Origin of the sequence: Pseudomonas urethralis, assembly GCF_021602465.1 — a bacterium.
Lineage (GTDB): Bacteria > Pseudomonadota > Gammaproteobacteria > Pseudomonadales > Pseudomonadaceae > Aquipseudomonas > Aquipseudomonas vlassakiae.
In genome coordinates, this window is the sequence record NZ_BQIJ01000001.1 from 367,047 (window position 1) to 384,907 (window position 17,861).

14 protein-coding genes are annotated in these 17,861 nt (G+C 62.7%); 5 read left to right on the top strand and 9 right to left on the bottom strand.

Features of this window, described 5'->3' with window-relative positions; genetic code table 11:
• Positions 1-25 precede the first annotated feature (25 nt).
• The 7 genes from L6D64_RS01610 to acs form a co-directional block, all read right to left on the bottom strand.
• On the bottom strand, positions 26-1,246 hold the full coding sequence (locus tag L6D64_RS01610; RefSeq protein WP_176509049.1) for an aspartate aminotransferase family protein: 1,221 nt from the start codon (positions 1,244-1,246) through the stop codon (positions 26-28).
• Between the two features lie 342 nt (positions 1,247-1,588).
• A complete protein-coding gene (gene argR, locus L6D64_RS01615; protein ID WP_176509050.1) occupies positions 1,589-2,569 on the bottom strand; it encodes a transcriptional regulator ArgR in 981 nt (326 codons plus the stop codon).
• A 99-nt stretch (positions 2,570-2,668) separates the two neighbouring features.
• Entirely contained in the window at positions 2,669-3,433 is a 765-nt protein-coding gene (locus L6D64_RS01620; RefSeq protein ID WP_176509051.1) for an ABC transporter ATP-binding protein, read from the bottom strand.
• 22 nt (positions 3,434-3,455) lie between these two features.
• Entirely contained in the window at positions 3,456-4,154 is a 699-nt protein-coding gene (locus L6D64_RS01625) for an ABC transporter permease (RefSeq protein WP_176509052.1), read from the bottom strand.
• On the bottom strand, positions 4,151-4,840 hold the full coding sequence (locus L6D64_RS01630) for an ABC transporter permease (RefSeq protein WP_027921088.1): 690 nt from the start codon (positions 4,838-4,840) through the stop codon (positions 4,151-4,153). The genes L6D64_RS01625 and L6D64_RS01630 overlap by 4 nt, the downstream gene beginning before the upstream one ends.
• 91 nt (positions 4,841-4,931) lie before the next feature.
• Positions 4,932-5,717, bottom strand: coding sequence for an ABC transporter substrate-binding protein (locus tag L6D64_RS01635; RefSeq protein ID WP_054887054.1), 786 nt, complete (start codon positions 5,715-5,717; stop codon positions 4,932-4,934).
• Positions 5,718-6,210: 493 nt separating this feature from the next.
• The gene (gene acs, locus L6D64_RS01640) at positions 6,211-8,172 is read right to left on the bottom strand and encodes an acetate--CoA ligase (protein WP_176509053.1); all 1,962 of its coding nucleotides are present in this window, start codon (positions 8,170-8,172) and stop codon (positions 6,211-6,213) included.
• A gap of 419 nt (positions 8,173-8,591) precedes the next feature.
• Here acs and L6D64_RS01645 point away from each other — a divergent pair, with 419 nt between their 5' ends.
• Positions 8,592-8,846, top strand: coding sequence for a DUF2790 domain-containing protein (locus L6D64_RS01645; RefSeq protein ID WP_176509054.1), 255 nt, complete (start codon positions 8,592-8,594; stop codon positions 8,844-8,846).
• 99 nt (positions 8,847-8,945) lie between these two features.
• Here the strand turns inward: L6D64_RS01645 and L6D64_RS01650 are convergent, their stop codons facing one another.
• Entirely contained in the window at positions 8,946-10,505 is a 1,560-nt protein-coding gene (locus tag L6D64_RS01650; RefSeq protein WP_176509055.1) for a sigma-54-dependent transcriptional regulator, read from the bottom strand.
• A 254-nt stretch (positions 10,506-10,759) separates the two neighbouring features.
• On the opposite strand from L6D64_RS01650, the gene phhA reads away from it, so the two are divergent.
• The 3 genes from phhA (at position 10,760) to L6D64_RS01665 (ending at position 13,548) form a co-directional block, all read left to right on the top strand.
• A complete protein-coding gene (phhA, locus tag L6D64_RS01655; RefSeq protein ID WP_054887058.1) occupies positions 10,760-11,548 on the top strand; it encodes a phenylalanine 4-monooxygenase in 789 nt (262 codons plus the stop codon).
• Positions 11,549-11,587: 39 nt separating this feature from the next.
• Entirely contained in the window at positions 11,588-11,944 is a 357-nt protein-coding gene (locus tag L6D64_RS01660) for a 4a-hydroxytetrahydrobiopterin dehydratase (RefSeq protein WP_054887059.1), read from the top strand.
• Between the two features lie 416 nt (positions 11,945-12,360).
• A complete protein-coding gene (locus tag L6D64_RS01665) occupies positions 12,361-13,548 on the top strand; it encodes an MFS transporter (protein ID WP_176509056.1) in 1,188 nt (395 codons plus the stop codon).
• Between the two features lie 143 nt (positions 13,549-13,691).
• On the opposite strand, the gene ydiJ is transcribed toward L6D64_RS01665, so the two are convergent.
• A complete protein-coding gene (gene ydiJ, locus L6D64_RS01670; protein ID WP_176509057.1) occupies positions 13,692-16,712 on the bottom strand; it encodes a D-2-hydroxyglutarate dehydrogenase YdiJ in 3,021 nt (1,006 codons plus the stop codon).
• 152 nt (positions 16,713-16,864) lie between these two features.
• Between ydiJ and L6D64_RS01675 the strand changes: the two genes are divergently transcribed.
• Positions 16,865-17,749 (top strand): LysR substrate-binding domain-containing protein, encoded by an 885-nt coding sequence (locus tag L6D64_RS01675; protein WP_236192298.1) that lies wholly within the window; start codon positions 16,865-16,867, stop codon positions 17,747-17,749.
• The last annotated feature ends 112 nt before the right edge of the window (positions 17,750-17,861 follow it).

Here is a 17,861-nt window from a genome sequence, read left to right on the forward strand (position 1 = left end):
GGCCGGTGAACGGACCGCAGGCCGATCAGCCCTGGGTCAGTTGCGCCACAGCGCGTTCGAAGCGATCGAGGCCTTCGTCGATGTCGGCATCTTCGATCACCAGGCTTGGCGCGAAGCGGACCACATCCGGGCCGGCCTGCAACACCATCACGCCGTCTTTTTCAGCAGCGTTGAGCACGTCCTTGGCCTTGCCCTTCCAGGCTTCGGACAGCACGCAGCCGATCAGCAGGCCGACGCCACGTACCTGGCTGAACAGACCGTACTGCTGGCCGATCTTTTCCAGACGGGACTTGAAGCGCTCGTGCTTGGCCTTGATGCCCGCCAGGGTTTGCGGGGTATTGACCACGTCCAGCACCGCGCAGGCGACGGCGCAGCCCAGCGGGTTGCCGCCGTATGTAGTGCCGTGGGTGCCGACAGCCAGGTGCTTGGCGATGTCGGTGGTGGTCAGCATGGCGCCGATGGGGAAACCGCCGCCCAGGCTCTTGGCACTGGTCAGGATGTCCGGGGTCACGCCGAAGTGCTGATAAGCGTACAGCGAGCCGGTGCGACCCACGCCAGTCTGCACTTCGTCGAAGATCAGCAGGGCATTGTGCTCGTCGCACAGCTTGCGCGCGCCTTCCAGGTAAGCCTTGTCGGCCGGTACCACACCGCTTTCACCCTGGATCGGTTCGATCACCACGGCGCAGGTCTTGTCGGAAATCTGCGCCTTCAACGCTTCCAGGTCGTTGTAGGGCACATGGCTGATGCCGGTGATCTTCGGGCCGAAGCCGTCGGAGTACTTGGGCTGGCCACCGACGCTGACGGTGAACAGGGTGCGACCGTGGAAGCTGTTCACGGTGGAGATGATCTCGTGCTTCTCAGGGCCGAAGCGGTCGTGGGCGACGCGACGGGCCAGCTTGAAGGCGGCCTCGTTGGACTCGGCGCCGGAGTTGCAGAAGAACGCCCGGTCGGCAAAGGTAGCGTCGACCAGCTTGTGCGCCAGGCGCAGGGCTGGTTCGTTGGTGAATACGTTGGATACGTGCCAGAGGGTGTTGGCCTGTTCGGTCAGCGCCTTGACCAGGGCCGGGTGGCAATGGCCCAGGGCGTTCACCGCGATGCCGCCGGCAAAGTCGATGAGTTCGCGGCCCGACTGGTCCCAGACGCGGGAACCCTCGCCTCGCACAGGAATGAAGGCCGCCGGAGAATAGTTGGGGACCATGACCTGGTCGAAATCGGCACGTTGCACCGGGGCTTGCTCAACGGACATCTGAGTCTCCTGAAGAGGAACGCTGGCCTGGAAGTGGCGAGCGATGGGGGGATTGTAAGGACTGAACCGCGCCTGTCCTTGCGGCCAAGCGACAACTTGTTACAGCGCAAAACCCAGTTTTACCCAGGCTTTCGGCAATGCGACAAACACTGTCGCAATCGCGCAGTGTACGGGAGAGAGGGGGCTGGGTGAACGGGTGTGCACATTAACAAAGATGGCTGCCTGTGCCGGCCCTTTCGCGGCTAAAGCCGCTCCCACAGGACCTGTGCCGCCCCTGAAGCTTGTGCGGTCCCTGTGGGAGCGGCTTTAGCCGCGAAAGGGCCGGCACAGGCAGTAGAAAACTCAGCCCTTCTCGGCAGGCGCCGAGCTCAGTTCGAACGGACTGCTGCTACGCCGCTGGTTACGGTCTTCCCGCGGCGTGGCGCCGAAGAAGTTGCGATAGGCGCTGGAAAAATGCGGCCCCGAGGAGAAGCCACAGGACAAGCCAATCTGGATGATCGACTTGCTGGTCTGCATCAGCATCTGCCGCGCCTTGTTCAGCCGCAGCTCCAGGTAATACTGGCTCGGCACGCGGTTCAGGTACTGCTTGAAAATCCGCTCCAGCTGCCGACGCGATACGCAGACATGCTGGGCGATTTCGTCGGTGGTCAGCGGCTCTTCGATGTTGGCCTCCATCAACAGCACCGCCTGGGTCAGCTTCGGGTGGCTCGACCCCAGGCGGTTCTGTAGCGGAATGCGCTGGCGCTCGCCCCCTTCGCGAATGCGCTCGACCACCAGTTCCTCGGACACCGCCCCGGCAAGCTCGGCCCCGTGATCGCGGGCCAGCACCGCCAGCAGCAAGTCGGTCACCGCCATGCCACCACAGGCCGTCAGGCGGTCACGGTCCCAGTCGAACAGGTGGCTGGTAGCAATCACCTTGGGGAATCGTTCGGCAAAGTCGTCCTGCCAGCGCCAGTGCACCGCAGCGCGGTAGCCGTCGAGCAGGCCGAGCATGGCCAGCGGGTAGACCCCGGCGGACAGGCCGCCAATCATGCAACCACTGCGTGCCAGCTGCTTGAGCGCCGCCGAAAGCGCCGAACCCACTGGCTGAGGCAGGTCGTCGGCCAGCAGAAAGAGCTTGTGGCAGCCCTCCAGGCGCCCGTTCCACGGCTCGCCCGGCAGGCGCCAGGCGCCCTCCCCGGCGCGCTCCGCCTGAAGGAAGGCGATCTCGTAGACCACCTCCGGGTGCACCCGCTGGGCCACCAGCAACACTTCCTCAGCCAGCGCCAGGGTCAAAGGCTTGGTGCTTGGCCAGATGAGAAAACCGATTCGCTGGGTGGTCATAGGGTGCGGTCCGAAACCTGGGTTCGTTCGAGTCTGTGGCGCCGGGTCACACTGCGCTCGCTGCGCAGCATGCCCTATTCTGGTGCAAAGGTGCAGCCTTTACTTCAGGCTGCCGGAGAGGAACTGCTTGAGCCGCTCCGATTGCGGATTAGCGAGCACTTCACGCGGGCAACCGGTTTCTTCGACCAGGCCTTTGTGCAGGAACACCAGCTGGTTCGACACCTCGCGGGCAAAGCCCATTTCGTGGGTCACCACCACCATGGTGCGGCCTTCCTGGGCCAGCGCCTGCATCACCTTGAGCACGTCCCCCACCAGCTCCGGGTCGAGCGCCGAGGTTGGCTCGTCGAACAGCATGACCTCTGGCTCCATGGCCAGGGCCCGGGCAATCGCCACACGCTGCTGCTCACCGCCGGACATGTGGCCGGGGAAAGCGTCCTTGCGGTGCGCCACGCCGACCTTGGCCAGGTAGTGCTCGGCCTTCTCCAGGGCTTCCTTCTTGTTCACACCCAGCACATGCACCGGCGCTTCGATGATGTTCTCCAGCGCGGTCATGTGCGACCACAGGTTGAAATGCTGGAACACCATCGACAGGCGCGAGCGCATGCGCTGCAGCTGGCGCGGGTCCGAGGCCTTGAGCGCGCCATCCTTGCCAGGTACCAGCTTGAGCTCTTCATTGTTGAGCAGGATCTTGCCTGCATGGGGCTGCTCGAGCAGGTTGATGCAGCGCAGGAAGGTCGACTTGCCCGAACCGCTGGAGCCGATGATGCTGATCACATCGCCTGCTTTCGCCGCCAGGGACACGCCCTTGAGCACTTCATGGCTGCCGTAGCGCTTGTGCAGGTCTTGGACTTCGAGTTTGTACATGCTGTCGGTTCTCACAGAGCGTTCAGTGCTTGCGCGGCGCCAGGTAGCCGAGCCAGCGGCGTTCGGCCATCTTGAACAGGCGCACGAGGATGAAGGTCAGGCACAGGTAGAATACGCCCGCCGTGATATAGGCCTCGAAAGGCAGGTAGTACTGGGCATTGACCGTGCGCGCGGCACCGGTGATGTCGATCAGGGTGACGATCGACGCCAGGCTGGTGGTCTGCAGCATCATGATCACTTCGTTGCTGTACTGCGGCAGGGCCCGGCGCAGGGCCGATGGCAGCAGGATGCGGCGGTACATCTTCATGCGCGACATGCCCATGGCCTTGGCCGCCTCGATCTCGCCATGGGGCGTGGCCTTGAGGCTGCCAGCGATGATTTCCGCGGTGTAGGCACTGGTGTTGATGGCGAAGGCCAGGCAGGCACAGAAGGTCGCGCTGGACAGCCACGGCCAGAAGATGCTTTCGCGCACCGTCTCGAACTGGGCCAGGCCATAGTAGATCAGGAATAGCTGCACCAGCATCGGCGTGCCGCGGATCACGTAGGTGTACAGCCAGGCGACCAGGTTCACCAGCGGCTGCCTGGATACCCGCATCAGGCCCAGCGGAATCGCCGCCAGCAGCCCGAACAACAGCGACAGCGCCAGCAGCTTGAGGGTGGTCAGCAGGCCGCCGAGATACAGCGGCATGGCCTCCCAGACGACGTTGTAGTCGAAAATCATAGTTCAGCCACCTTGACGCCAACCGAGTAGCGGCGCTCCAGATACTTCAGCGCCAGCAGCGAAATACTGGTGATCACCAGGTACAGCGCAGCCACGGCCAGGAAGAAGGTGAAAGGCTCGCGGGTGGCGTCGGCCGCCTGCTTGGCCTTGAACATCATGTCCTGCAGGCCGACCACCGAAATCAGCGCCGTGGCCTTGGTCAGCACCAGCCAGTTGTTGGTGAAGCCCGGGATGGCCAGGCGGATCATCTGTGGCACCTGGATGCGGAAGAACACCTGGCGCGCGCTCATGCCATAGGCCACGCCGGCTTCGGCCTGGCCCTTGGGGATACCGAGGAACGCACCCCGGAAGGTTTCCGACAGGTACGCACCGAAAATGAAGCCCAGCGTGCCGATACCGGCCACCAGCGGGTTCAGGTCGATGTAGTCGTCATAGCCGAGCAGCGGCGCCACCCGGTTGATGATGTCCTGGCCGCCGTAGAAAATCAGCAGGATCAGGACCAGGTCGGGGATGCCACGGATCACCGTGGAATACAGATCCCCCAGCCAGGCCAGCCAGCGCACCGGCGACAAGCGCAGCGCCACGCCGATCAGGCCGAGGACGATGGCCAGGGCCATCGACGACAAGGCGAGCTGTAGCGTCAGCCACGCCCCGTCGAGGATGACTGCCCCATAGCCTTTCAACATGATTGGGATTCCTCAGGGCTTGGGAATGAAAAATGGTGCAAACCTCAGAGCTTCTGCTGTTTGCACCATTGCACAGGTGAAACCCGACGCCTTAGTTCGAGTCTGGACCGTAGATGTCGAAGTTGAAGTACTTCTTCTCGATTTCTTTGTACTTGCCGTTGGCGCGGATGGCGTCGATAGCCTTGTTGATGCGCTCGCGGTTGGCATCGTCGCCTTTGCGCACGGCGATGCCGACGCCGTCACCGAAGTACTTGACGTCGGTGAACGATGGGCCGACGAAGGCAAAGCCTTTGCCAGCATCGGTTTTCAGGAAGCCGTCTTCGAGCAGGGTGGCGTCGGCCACGGTACCGTCAAGGCGACCGGCGGCAACGTCCAGGTAGATTTCGTTCTGGGTGCCATAAGGCACGACAGTGGCGCCCTTGGGAGCCAGCACTTCCTTGGCGAAGCGGTCGTGGATCGAGCCGCGCTGTACACCGATCTTCTTGCCCTTGAGTTCGTCGAGGCTGTCGCTGACGGTGGTGCCTTCCTTCATGACCAGGCGTGCTGGAGTCAGGTAGTAGCGCTTGGTGAAGTCGACCGACTTCTTGCGGTCGTCGGTGATCGACATCGAAGACAGGATGGCGTCGATCTTGCGCACCTTCAGCGCCGGGATAAGGCCGTCGAACTCTTGCTCGACCCAGGTGCACTTGGCCTTCATCTCTTCACACAGGGCGTTGCCGATGTCGTAGTCGAAACCGGCGATGCTGCCGTCTGGCTGCTTGAAGGCGAACGGTGGGTAGGCGGCTTCGATGCCGATCTTCAACGGTTTTTCATCGGCCTGCGACACCAGGGAAAACACAGAAAGCGCCAGGGCGCCAAGCAGTGCGAGCTTCTTCATCAGGTAACTCCATCGGTACGGGGCAATACGAGGCAGGGGTAACAACTGCCCGATATGCGAATGGGTACAACGCGAGCCGCGCAGGTTTCGACCAAGGTCGCAGACCACGAGCGAGTGAGTGGCATTTTAACGACAGCCCGGTAGTCGATATTTCTTCAAAGCGACAACTACTTACAGAAGCGCTTGAAATCGCGGCGGGCGATGTTGACAGCTTTTGCAAAACATGCAAGAGCTCGAGAGAAATAACCTGTAAGCCAAGCAATTACCGGGCCTATTATTGGCAAACCCTTGCGATACGGCAAGTGCAGCGTTTCACCTTGCTGAAAACAGCCAAGCGAACGCACCGAAATGACACGGACCTGTTTCCCTGCGCCCCGATCCTGTGCGAAATCGGTGACAGAACAGTTACCGATGATTGTCGGGTAACAGTAAAGCAAAAACCCCGCCGGTTGCCCTGGCGGGGTTTTGCACCATCCATCGTCTATGCGGCTTATCAGGCCGAAGCCAGGCTCATCGCTTTGTGGGTGTCGATCAGGTGCTGCACCACACTCGGGTCGGCCAGGGTCGAGATATCACCCAGGGCATCGTATTCGGCCGTGGCGATCTTGCGCAGAATACGCCGCATGATCTTGCCCGAGCGGGTTTTCGGCAGCCCCGGCGCCCACTGGATCACATCCGGCGAGGCAATCGGGCCGATCTCCTTGCGCACCCAGTTCTTCAGCTCCAGGCGCAGCTGCTCGCTCGGCTCGATGCCGGCATTGAGGGTGACATAGACATAGATGCCTTGCCCCTTGATGTCGTGCGGCACGCCAACCACTGCAGCTTCCGCCACCTTGGCATGGGCGACCATGGCGCTTTCGATCTCGGCGGTGCCCATGCGGTGGCCGGACACGTTGAGCACATCGTCCACGCGGCCGGTGATCCAGTAGTAGCCATCCTCGTCACGACGTGCGCCGTCACCGGTGAAGTACATGCCGCGGAAGGTCTTGAAGTAGGTGTCGACGAAACGATCATGGTCGCCATACAGCGAACGCGACTGGCCCGGCCAGGAATCGAGGATCACCAGGTTGCCTTCGGCGGCCCCTTCGATCAGGTTGCCCAGGTTGTCCACCAACGCCGGCACCACGCCGAAGAACGGACGGGTCGCCGAGCCCGGCTTGAGCGCCGTGGCACCTGGCAGCGGGCTGATCAGTACGCCACCGGTTTCGGTTTGCCACCACGTATCGACGATCGGGCAACGCTCCTTGCCAACCGTCTTGTAGTACCAGTTCCACGCCTCAGGGTTGATCGGCTCGCCCACCGAGCCCAGCAGGCGCAGGCTGGAACCGTCGGCGCCCGCTACGGCTGCCTGCCCTTCGGCCATCATGGCGCGGATCGCGGTCGGTGCGGTGTAGAGAATATTGACCTTGTGCTTGTCGACGATCTTCGACACGCGGGTGATGTCCGGGTAGTTCGGCACGCCTTCGAACAGCAGCGTGGTGGCGCCGTTGGCCAGCGGGCCGTAGACGATGTAGCTGTGGCCCGTCACCCAGCCGACATCGGCAGTGCACCAGTAGACTTCGCCCGGACGGTAGTCGAACACGCGCTCATGGGTCAGCGCGGCGTACACCAGGTAACCACCGGTGGTATGCAGTACGCCCTTCGGCTTGCCGGTGGAGCCGGAGGTATAAAGGATGAACAGCGGCTCCTCGGCACCCATTTCCTTCGGCGCACAGTGGCTGGAGGCAACCTTCATCAGGTCTTCGAACCAGATGTCGCGGTGCTGGTGCCAGGCGATCTCGCCACCGGTGCGCCTGCACACGATGATCTTCTGCACGCTGTTGGTTTCCGGGTTGGTCAGCGCCAGGTCGACGTTGGCCTTGAGCGGGGTACGACGGCCACCACGCAGGCCCTCATCGGCGGTAATGACAACCTTCGACTTGCAGTCGATGATGCGGCCGGCCAGTGCTTCCGGGGAGAAGCCGCCGAACACCACCGAGTGGATCGCACCGATGCGGGCGCAAGCCAGCATGGCGACCACGGCCTCGGGGATCATCGGCATGTAGATCGTCACCACATCGCCACGGTGCACGTCCTGACCGCGCAGGGCGTTGGCGAACTTGCAGACCTGCTCGTGCAGCTCACGGTAGGTGATGTTGCGGTGCTCGGAAGGGTCGTCGCCTTCCCAGATGATTGCCAGTTGGTCGCCGCGCTCTTCGAGGTGGCGGTCCAGGCAGTTGGAGGAGACGTTCAGAGTGCCGTCGGCAAACCACTTGATATCGACATGGTGGTCGTCGAACGAGGTCTGCTTGACCTTGGTGAACGGCTTGATCCAGTCCAGCCGCTGGGCCTGCTCACGCCAGAAGCCGTCCGGGTTGATCACCGATTGCTGGTACATGGCCTTGTAGGTGGCCTCGTCGGTCAGGGTAGTGGCCGCAACCTCGGGACGAACGGGATACAGTGGAGCCGCACTCATCTGTGTTACCTCGGTGTAATAGTTGTTTTTGTATGGAACCGTTTGTAACTGTACCAGAGCGGGAAAAACCATACGACGATGGTAGTAGCGCGACAGCAAAATCTTCATGCGAACGGCACAGAAGGCTCTAGCCCGCAGCTATCGGCCCGGCAAGGGAAAAATGCGACAACGCCTGCCAGCGGATTGTTACAGATTATGGAAAAAGGCAAAAAAACTTTATCAAAACGCCATCTGTTTCCCTTAGTTGCCCAGGCATAAGATTCACCTCGCCAGCAACGGCAAGGCGATTAACTACTGAAACAGCCCCCACGAAGGCAATCAGTTAATCCCCCTCTCATCCCGATAGTTGAACTTATGCAGTACTCGCGGCGCCACAAGCGTCGCGTGCCCCCTCACGACCTTAGACAGGTAAAATGAAAATGAAAGCTTTACTGGTATTGGTACTTGGCGGTCTTTGCGGCGCGGCGATGGCCGACGAAGCAAACAATGTCGAGCAGATTCCGGTTGAACAGTACAGTTACTCGCAGCACCTGGACATTGCTCGGGTCATCTCCATGAGCGAAGTGCCCAACGTGTGTGAAGTCGTGCCCGCCCGCATGACCTACGAGGACTCCAAGGGCCAGAAGCACATTCTCGAATACCGCGTGATGGGCAACGGCTGCTCCAACGGCTGATACCTCGAACCGGGGCCCTTGCGGGCCCCGTTCGCGTGCTGGTCCGCCCCGCAACTTCTGCGCCCCTGCAAAGTTAACAGGCCATTAACTAAAAGTTATTTAATCTGCCGACTTGCCCAGGGAATAATCCCTTAACTTGTTGGCAATCGTCGTGTGGGAGACGCCCAGCCGTTTACCCAATGCCCGGCTACTGGGAAACTCGCTCATCAGACTTTCCAGTACCGCCTTTTCAAATCGGCCGACAATCTGCGCAAGATCCCCGTCCAGCGAAAACTCGCCCAACGGTTGCCGCACACCATAGTCCGGCAAGCGTATATGCTCGCCTTTCACCACCCCGCCTTCGCATAACGAAACCGCCTGGAACAACACGTTCTCCAACTGCCGCACATTGCCCGGCCAGTGATACTGACTGAGCTTGTCCATGGCCGCCGGTGCCAGGCGTGGCATGGCGCAGCCGATCTGCCGGCTGGCCTGGTCGAGGAAATGCTGCACCAGCCCTTCCAGCCCATCCATGCACTCGCGCAGTGGCGGAATGTGCAGCGACAGCACGTTGAGCCGGTGATACAGGTCCTGGCGGAACTCGCCACGGGCACACAGCTCGGACAGGTCCACCTGGGTGGCGCAGATCACCCGCACATCCAGGTACACCTCTTCGTCGCTGCCGACGCGGCGGAAGCAACCGTCCTGCAAGAAGCGCAGCAACTTGACCTGCAGGCGCGGGCTCATCTCCCCCACCCCATCAAGGAACAGGGTACCGCCGGCGGTCAACTCCAGCAGCCCCAACTTGCCCTCGGCACGTGCCCCCTCGAAAGCCCCTGGGCCATAACCAAACAACTCGGTCTCGGCCATCGACTCGGGCAGGCCAGCGCAATTGAGGGCCATCAAAGGCGCTTGGCCACGTGGGCTGGCCAGGTGGCAGGCTCGGGCCAGCAATTCCTTGCCGGTGCCGGTCTCGCCTTCGATCAGCAGGGGCGCATCCAGCGGCGCCATGCGCCGCGCCTCACGCACCACCGCCGCCATTACCCGCGAACTCTGGAAGATGCTGTCGAAGCCGCGCAATTCCTGTTTGCGCACGTTGTAGATGCGCTCCCCGATGCGGTCGGCGCGGTGCAAGGTCAGCACGGCACCGGCCAGGGCCTCGCTGTCATCGTGCTCGGACTGCAGCGGCGCAATATCGGCCAGGAACACGTCACCTTTGACCTTGATGCGCAGGCCATTGATGCGCGACTTGTTGGCACGCACCAGTTCAGGCAGGTCGAAATCCTCGACATAGCGCGCCAGCGGCATGCCTGGCACTTCGTCGACGCGCACCCCGAGCAACTGCGCCGCAGTGCGGTTGGCCGCGACGATGCTGCCCCCCATGTCGATCGACAATACCGGGAAATCCAGCGCGCCAAGCAGTGCGTTGAGTTCCATATGCCGACGCTCGCTGGGCATCAGGCCGACGCGCTTGACACCAAATACGCCAGCGATCGACTCGAACTTGGGCCGCAATGCCTGGAACTGCAGATTGATCAGGTTCGAGCAATGCAGGTAGATGGCGTTGCCATGGTCTCCCCCCACCTCGCCGCGCAGCACGTTGATGCCGTATTCCACCAGCAGGTTGAGGATGTCGCGAAGAATGCCGATGCGGTTCTGGCAGTGCACTTTGATACGCATGGATGCTCTCGAAGCGGCGAGATTTTCAACCTCGCACAGAAAAGTCGTAAAGATAAGCTGACAAAAACCCCATCAAGGGCAGCTCGATGAGCCGGATTTTCCGGCATGCGCGGCATTTTGTAAAATAATCGTTACGCGACGCAGGCCAAGGAGCATCCAGCAGCGGCGCTTACCCCCGTGCAAATCATCCAGTGAAGGGATATTCCTAGGTCATGTCGTGGACATAACAAGAAAAGCCTCACCAGGAGAGCCACATGAAACAGACGCAATACGTGGCACGCGAGCCCGATGCGCATGGTTTTATCGACTACCCGCAGCAAGAGCATGCGGTATGGAACACCCTGATCACCCGCCAGCTGAACGTCATCGAAGGCCGCGCGTGCCAGGAATACCTGGACGGCATCGACCAGCTCAAACTGCCCCATGAGCGCATTCCGCAGCTGGGCGAAATCAACAAGGTGCTGGGTGCCACCACCGGCTGGCAGGTTGCCCGCGTACCGGCGCTGATTCCCTTCCAGACATTCTTCGAGCTGCTGGCAAGCAAGCGCTTCCCGGTCGCCACCTTTATCCGCACCCCGGAAGAACTGGATTACCTGCAAGAACCGGACATCTTCCACGAGATCTTCGGCCACTGCCCGCTGCTGACCAACCCGTTCTTCGCCGAATTCACTCACACCTACGGCAAGCTCGGCCTGGCCGCGACCAAGGAACAACGCGTCTACCTGGCCCGCCTGTACTGGATGACCATCGAGTTCGGCCTGATGGAAACCGCGCAGGGCCGCAAGATCTATGGCGGCGGCATCCTCTCCTCGCCGAAGGAGACCGTCTACAGTCTCTCTGGCGAGCCTGAGCACCAGGCCTTCGACCCGATCGAGTGCATGCGCACGCCGTACCGTATCGACATCCTGCAGCCGCTGTACTTCGTGCTGCCAAACATGAAGCGCCTGTTCGACCTGGCCCACGAAGACATCATGGCCATGGTCCAGCAAGCCATGCAACTGGGGCTGCACGCACCGAAATTTCCACCCAAGGTCGCTGCCTGAGCACCTTGCCGATAACAACTCGAAGCGGAAAACACACCCATGAATGCCTTGAACCAAGCCCACTGTGAAGCCTGCCGCGCTGATGCACCCAAGGTCACCGACGAGGAACTGGCGGTACTGATCCGCGAGATCCCGGACTGGAACATCGAAATCCGCGATGGCCACATGGAACTGGAGCGCGTGTTCCTGTTCAAGAACTTCAAGCAGGCCCTGGCCTTCACCAATGCCGTGGGCGAAATCGCCGAAGCCGAAGGCCACCACCCTGGCCTGATGACCGAGTGGGGCAAGGTCACCGTGACCTGGTGGAGCCACTCGATCAAGGGCCTGCACCGCAATGACTTCATCATGTGCGCACGCACCGACAAGGTCGCCGAGACGGCTGAAGGCCGCAAGTAACCCCCAACGACAGGGCCTGATGGCCCTGTTTTTTTGCCCGCAATCCGTCCGGTATCCGCCCGCAAAACCGACAAGTGACGGGGAAAAGTTACAAACTGTCATCCAGACTTGTGTATCCTGCCCACGCTTCACGAAGCTCCAAACGCGCCTGGCGCAGACTTTTCACTCACACTTGCGAGGAACGACGAGATGCATGAAATCCCGAATCTTCCCTTCCCAAGCCTGAACCCCGAAGAGCCATCCGTTACCGTCCACGCTGAACCGGCGCCTGCCGTCGATCAGGATGGTGACGACCAATCCAGCGCTGACCAGGAATAAACCGCGCAACCCTCCGACTGTGTGAAAACGGCTGACCTGCGGGCTACCCCCGTCATCACGTTTTCACACCGTCACGAACCTCTGCCACGAAGACCCCCATGCCTGACTCACCGCGCCCTCTTGCGGTCACCCTGCAAGTCGTTTCCATCGTCCTGTTCACCTTCATCGGCTACCTGAACATCGGCATCCCCCTCGCCGTACTGCCCGGCTATGTGCACAACGACCTCGGCTTCAGCGCCGTGATCGCGGGCCTGGTGATCAGCGTGCAGTACCTCGCCACCCTGCTCAGCCGCCCTACCGCCAGCCGTATCATCGACAACCATGGCAGCAAGAAGGCGGTCATGTATGGCCTGGCAGGCTGCGGCCTGAGCGGTGTGTTCATGCTGGCCTGTGCCTTCCTCACCCACCTGCCTTGGGTCAGCCTCGGCTGCCTGCTGGTCGGCCGCCTGGTGCTGGGCAGCGCGGAAAGCCTGGTGGGTTCCGGCTCGATCGGCTGGGGCATCGGCCGGGTCGGTGCCGAGCACACCGCCAAGGTCATTTCCTGGAACGGCATCGCCAGTTATGGCGCGCTGGCCATCGGTGCGCCACTGGGCGTGCTGATGGTCAAAAACCTGGGGCTGTGGAGCATGGGGACGAGCATCCTCCTGCTGTGCGCGCTGGGCCTGCTGCTGGCCTGGCCAAAACGCGCTGCACCGGTGGTCAGCGGCAAGCGCCTGCCGTTCATGCAGGTGCTGGGCAAGGTGTTCCCGCATGGTTCGGGGCTGGCCCTGGGCTCGATCGGCTTCGGCACCATCGCCACCTTCATCACCCTGTATTACGCCAGCCGCGGCTGGGCCAATGCGGCGCTGACCCTGAGCCTGTTCGGCGCCAGTTTCATCTGCGCGCGGTTGCTGTTTGGCAACCTGATCAACCGGATAGGTGGGTTCCGGGTGGCAATCGTTTGCCTGTCCGTGGAAACGCTGGGGCTGCTGATGCTGTGGCTGGCACCGAATGCCGAGCTGGCATTGGCGGGGGCGGCGCTGAGCGGGTTCGGCTTCTCGCTGGTGTTCCCGGCGCTGGGCGTGGAGGCAGTGAACCAGGTGTCGGCGGCCAACCGCGGGGCGGCGGTGGGAGCGTATTCGCTGTTCATCGATCTGTCGCTGGGCATTACCGGGCCGCTGGTGGGGGCGGTGGCGTCGGGGTTCGGGTTTGCTTCGATGTTTCTGTTTGCGGCAGCGGCGGCGTGCTGTGGGCTGGTGCTGAGCCTGTATCTTTACAAGCAGGCCCGCCGGCGCCTGGAAAACTGATAGCTGTGGCGCCCTTGAGGGCCTCTCGCGGCTAAAGCCGCTCCTACAGGGATTTCACCAGGCCTGAGGGCGGTGATATTCCTGTGGGAGCGGCTTTAGTCGCGAGTGGGCTGCGAAGCAGCCCCCCCCCGGGGCCCTGAAGGTCAGCGCTTGGCGTACTGCAACACCACTTCCAGCGGGTGGCGCATCTGCCGCTCGGTCATGCGCTTGACCTGGCTGCGGCACGAGTAACCGGTCGCCAGCGCCTCGCCTTCCTTGTCCAGTTTGGTCGCCCACGACTGTTCGAAGATGGTCCGCGAAGTCTCCTGATTACGCGCTTCGTGCCCGTAGGTACCGGACATGCCGCAGCAGCCGGTCGCCTCGGTCACCAGCTTCAGCCCAAGGCGGGCAAACACCTGTTCCCACTGCTTGGTGCTGGCCGGCACGTTGGTCTTCTCGGTGCAGTGCGCCATCAGGCGGAAGTTGCCCGGCGCAGCAGGCGCCTGCTCCGGCAGCACGTTCATCAGCCATTCCTGTGGCAGCTGCACTTGCGGGCATTCTCCGAGGCCCGGCACCTTCTGGTACTCCTGGCGGTAGACCAGGGTCATCGCCGGGTCCAGCCCCACCAGCGGCACGCCGCAGTCAGCCAGGGCCTTGAGCTGGGTCGCGTTGCGGATCGCCGCCTTGGCGAAGGCACCCAGGAAGCCCTGCACATGCAGCGGCTTGCCGTTGGCGCTGTAAGGCGCGAGGAACACCCGGTGCCCCAGGCGATGGGCCAGTTCGATGAACGCGGCCAGCAACGGCGTTTCGAAGTAGCGGGTGAAGGCATCCTGTACCAGCACGATGCTGCGCTCGCGCTGGGCCGGGGTCAGCTCGCGCAGCGCCGGCACGCTGGCCACGCCGACGCGGCAGCGGGTCAGGGTCGACTGGAAGTTGAAACGGCTGATCAGCGGGCTGTCGACCATGCCGACCTTGTCCGCCAGCAGCTTGCTGACCCACTTCGAGCCCATCACCGCGTTGTACAGGCCAGGCGCATGGGCAAGGTACGGAATGGTGAACTCCAGCGAGCCAATCAGGTAGTCACGCAGCGGGCGCTGGTAGCGGCCGTGGTACAGCTCGAGGAAGCGCGAACGGAAGTCCGGCACGTTGACCTTGATCGGGCACTGCCCGGCGCACGACTTGCAGGCCAGGCAGCCGGCCATGGCGTCATACACCTCATGGGAGAAGTCTTCCTGGCCCTGGTCGCGGGCGCGGTTGTTGCGCAGCCGGGCCGGCAGCCCCTTGAGCCACGACACCTTGTTGCGCGCCGCCGCCAGCACGTCGATGTTGGCCTCGCCCTGCAGGCGCAGCCATTCGCGCATCAGCGAGGCACGGCCCTTGGGCGAATGCTGACGTTCGCGGGTAGCCTTCCACGACGGGCACATGGCATCGTTGGGGTCGTAGTTGTAGCAGGCGCCGTTGCCGTTGCAGTGCACGGCGCTGGGGAAGTCCTGCCACACGCGTTCATCGATGGTGCGGTCGAGGTCGCCACGCAGGGTCACGCCGTCGACCTTGGTCAGGCCTTCGGCGCTGTCCGGCGGCGTGCAGATCTTGCCAGGGTTGAGCTGGTTGTGCGGGTCGAAGGCGCCCTTCAGGCGCTGCAACGCCGGGTACAGTTCGCCGAAGTACTCCGGCACGTATTCCGAGCGCAGGCCCTTGCCGTGCTCGCCCCACAGCAGACCGCCATAGCGTTTGGTCAGCGCGGCCACGGCGTCGGAGATCGGCTTGACCAGCGCAGCCTGGGCCGGGTCTTTCATGTCCAGCGCCGGGCGCACGTGCAGCACGCCGGCATCGACGTGGCCGAACATGCCATAGGCCAGGCCGTAGCCGTCAAGCAGCGCGCGGAATTCAGCGATGTAGTCGGCCAGTTGCTCTGGCGGCACGGCGGTGTCTTCAACGAACGGTTGCGGGCGCACCTCGCCTTCGACGTTGCCGAGCAGGCCCACCGAACGCTTGCGCATGGTGTAGACGCGGGTCACCGCTTCGGCGCCCTCGGCCAGGGTATGGCCCAGGCGTTCGACACTGGTATCGCGCTGCAGGTGGTCGATGAATGCCCGGACCCGGGCGTTGACCTCGGCCGGCTCGTCGCCGCAGAACTCCACCAGGTTGATGCCCAGGGTCGGGCGCTCGGGGTCGGCCGGGAAGTACTCGGCAACGCTGTGCCAGACAATGTCCTTCATTGCCAGCATCAGCACCTTGGAGTCGACCGTCTCGATCGACAGCGGCTTGAGCGCCATCAGTGCGTTGGCGTCGCGCAGGGCGTCCATGAAGCTGCTGTAGCGCACGTTGACCAGCACGGCATACTTCGGGATCGGCAGCACATTGAGCTTGGCTTCGACCACATAGCCCAGCGAGCCTTCGGCACCGCACAGCACACTGTTGAGGTTGAAGCGGCCTTGTTCGTCACGCAGGTGCGCGAGGTCGTAGCCGGTCAGACAGCGGTTGAGCCTGGGGAAAGTGGTCTCGATCAGTTCGGCCTGGGTTTCATGAATCTCCCGGGCCATGCGGTAGACCTCACCAACCCGGCCAGGCGCGGCGCAGGCCTGCTCCAACGCGGCGTCGTCGATCGGCAGGCTGTGCAGGCGCTCGCCGCCGAGCAGCACACTGTGCAGTTCCAGCACGTGGTCGCGGGTCTTGCCGTAGGTGCAGCTGCCCTGGCCGCTGGCATCGGTGTTGATCATGCCGCCGACGGTGGCGCGGTTGGAGGTCGACAGCTCAGGGGCGAAGAACAGGCCGTGGGGCTTGAGCGCGGCATTGAGCTGATCCTTGACGGTACCGGCCTGGACCCGCACCCAGCGCTCCTCGACGTTGATTTCGAGGATCTGGTTCATGTGCCGCGACAAATCGACGACGATACCGTCGGTCAGCGACTGGCCGTTGGTGCCGGTACCACCACCGCGCGGGGTCAGCTTGACTTGCTGGAAACGCGGCTCACCCATCAGGGTGGCGACACGCGCCACGTCATCGGCGTCCAGCGGGAACACCGCCGCCTGGGGCAGGCGCTGGTAGATCGAGTTGTCGGTGGCCAGCACCGTACGGGTGCCGTAGTCAGCGCTGATCTGGCCACGGAAGCCGCTGTTGCGCAGGGCTTCGAGGAATTCGGGGTAGTTGGCGCTCGGCGCAACGGTCGACAGCTGGGCGATCATCGAAGGATGGCCTCTTGATAATGGCTATTTCACGGGAATCCTGTCGCTCCGGCATGCATTGCTTCATGCAGGGATGACGTATAGGCCAATGTTCCTGTAGTTTCGCTTCAGGGGCAAACGGATAATCCTGCCGCTATCAATGACTTTTATGAATGAATTACCGCCACCTGACACCGTCCATGTCGCTGCTGCTGGCTTTCGAAGCGGCGGCCCGGCATGAAAGCTACACCCGCGCCGCCGCCGAACTGTCGCTGACCCAGAGCGCGGTCAGCCGTCAGGTGCAGGCACTGGAACAGCAACTGGGCCTGACCCTGTTCCGCCGCGAGGGCCGCCAGGTGCAGCTGACCGACGTCGGCCGGCTGTACCAGCGCGAGCTGAGCGAGGCGCTGGGGCGCATACGCAGCGCCACCTTGCAGGCGCTGGCCTACCAGTCCGGGGTCGGCACCCTGCGCCTGGCCACCCTGCCCACCTTCGGCTCGAAGTGGCTGCTGCCGCGCCTGCATGCGTTCTACAGTGCCCACCCGGGCATGCTGGTGCACATTCATTCACGCATCGAAGCGATCAACTTCGACACCAGCGAGATCGACGCCGCCATCGGCGTGGCCAGCCACGACCTGCCCGGGCTGATCTGCCATCGCCTGCATGCCGAGGAGCTGGTGGTGATCCTGCCGCCTGAAGCGTGTGGCGATGCCCAAGGCTGGGGCCCGGCGCGGATCAGTGAAGAGGTGCTGCTGAACGTGGCCAACAACCCCCACGCCTGGGGCGAGTGGTTTTCCCACCATGGCCTGGCGCACCGGGCGATGCGCCTGGGGCCGAGCTTCGAACTGACCTCGCACCTGATTCAGGCGGTGCGGGCCGGGATCGGCATTGGCCTGGTACCACGGATTCTGGTGGAAGAAGAGTTGGCCAAGGGTGAACTATTCAGCCCTGGGGCGGCGTTTGCCAGTCAGCGCAGTTATTACCTGATCTATCCGCCGCGCAATGAGGCGCTGCCTTCCCTCAGGGCATTTCGCAGCTGGTTGCTGGAACAGATCTGAATCCTGTTCCGGCCTCTTCGCGGGTAAACCCGCTCCCACAGGTACAGCGCACTTCTCGAGGCCAGTGATTTCCTGTGGGAGCGGGTTTACCCGCGAAGAGGCCGGAACAGGC

Excerpts from the sequence above, each read along its gene's own strand:
- L6D64_RS01630 (WP_027921088.1), bottom strand. The coding sequence starts at position 4,840 with ATGTTGAAAGGCTATGGGGCAGTCATCCTCGACGGGGCGTGGCTGACG.
- L6D64_RS01660 (WP_054887059.1), top strand. The coding sequence starts at position 11,588 with ATGAATGCCTTGAACCAAGCCCACTGTGAAGCCTGCCGCGCTGATGCA.
- acs (WP_176509053.1), bottom strand. The coding sequence starts at position 8,172 with ATGAGTGCGGCTCCACTGTATCCCGTTCGTCCCGAGGTTGCGGCCACT.
- L6D64_RS01645 (WP_176509054.1), top strand. The coding sequence starts at position 8,592 with ATGAAAGCTTTACTGGTATTGGTACTTGGCGGTCTTTGCGGCGCGGCG.
- ydiJ (WP_176509057.1), bottom strand. The coding sequence starts at position 16,712 with ATGATCGCCCAGCTGTCGACCGTTGCGCCGAGCGCCAACTACCCCGAA.
- L6D64_RS01635 (WP_054887054.1), bottom strand. The coding sequence starts at position 5,717 with ATGAAGAAGCTCGCACTGCTTGGCGCCCTGGCGCTTTCTGTGTTTTCC.
- L6D64_RS01610 (WP_176509049.1), bottom strand. The coding sequence starts at position 1,246 with ATGTCCGTTGAGCAAGCCCCGGTGCAACGTGCCGATTTCGACCAGGTC.
- L6D64_RS01625 (WP_176509052.1), bottom strand. The coding sequence starts at position 4,154 with ATGATTTTCGACTACAACGTCGTCTGGGAGGCCATGCCGCTGTATCTC.
- phhA (WP_054887058.1), top strand. The coding sequence starts at position 10,760 with ATGAAACAGACGCAATACGTGGCACGCGAGCCCGATGCGCATGGTTTT.
- L6D64_RS01675 (WP_236192298.1), top strand. The coding sequence starts at position 16,865 with ATGAATTACCGCCACCTGACACCGTCCATGTCGCTGCTGCTGGCTTTC.
- L6D64_RS01650 (WP_176509055.1), bottom strand. The coding sequence starts at position 10,505 with ATGCGTATCAAAGTGCACTGCCAGAACCGCATCGGCATTCTTCGCGAC.
- L6D64_RS01665 (WP_176509056.1), top strand. The coding sequence starts at position 12,361 with ATGCCTGACTCACCGCGCCCTCTTGCGGTCACCCTGCAAGTCGTTTCC.
- argR (WP_176509050.1), bottom strand. The coding sequence starts at position 2,569 with ATGACCACCCAGCGAATCGGTTTTCTCATCTGGCCAAGCACCAAGCCT.
- L6D64_RS01620 (WP_176509051.1), bottom strand. The coding sequence starts at position 3,433 with ATGTACAAACTCGAAGTCCAAGACCTGCACAAGCGCTACGGCAGCCAT.